Annotated in this window: 1 protein-coding gene; it reads left to right on the top strand. The window is 50.5% G+C overall.

All coding sequences use genetic code 11. The annotated features are described in order from the left end of the window. Nucleotides 1-910, top strand: a 910-nt coding sequence (locus JGK07_RS32980; protein ID WP_293192060.1) for an Ig-like domain-containing protein, incomplete at both ends; no start/stop codon positions are given.

Below are 910 nucleotides of genomic sequence, written 5' to 3'. Positions count from 1 at the left end.
TCAATGACTTCGACCCCGACATTTTCGACACGTTGACTGCTGCTGTTGTCACACAACCGACTAAAGGTAAACTCGTACTCAATCCCAAGGGTGACTTCATTTACACTCCCAGCCCCGGATTTGTCGGAGTTGATACTTTCATTTATAGCGCTAGCGATGGCGCTGCAACTGTCCCCGCCACGGTGAATATCAACGTTACAAACAGTGTGCCAACAGCCAATCCCGACACCTATAGCACCAGTGCGGGAAAAGCCCTCAGCGAAATATTGCCGGGAGTTTTAGCTAACGACTCCGACGCGGACTTGGACACGCTGACTGCTGCGTTGGCGGCCAACCCGACGAAAGGGTCGATCGCCCTCAGCAAAGACGGTTCTTTCACCTATACTCCTAAGGCAGGCTTTACTGGGACAGACACATTTACCTACACAGTCAGCGACGGCATAGTTAGCTCTCCACCAGCTACCGTGACTGTAAACGTCAACAATAACCCGCCTGTCGCGATTCCTGACAACTATACAACTTCTTTTAATACTCCTCTCAACGTGGCAGGGTTGGGAGTCTTAATTAACGATACAGACCCGGAAAACGATCCGTTGACTGCGATTTTGGTGGCAAATCCGGCTAAAGGTGCGATCGCCCTCAACGCTAACGGTTCCTTCAGTTACACTCCGAATGCTGGTTTTGCAGGGACAGATTCTTTTACCTACAAAGCTAATGACGGAAAAGCTGATTCTGCGATCGTCACAGCCAGCATTGTTGTCAATAACTCTCCAACTCCAACTCCGGTAACAACTCCAACTCCGGTAACAACTCCAACTCCGGTAACAACTCCAACTCCGGTAACAACTCCGACTCCGGTAACAACTCCGACTCCGGTAACAACTCCGACTCCGGTAACAACTCCGACTCC

This window comes from Microcoleus sp. PH2017_24_DOB_U_A, from assembly GCF_020738205.1.
Classification (GTDB): Bacteria; Cyanobacteriota; Cyanobacteriia; order Cyanobacteriales; family Microcoleaceae; genus Microcoleus.
Note: the sequence above shows the minus strand (reverse complement) of the source record. Positions and strands in the feature narration are given on the sequence as shown.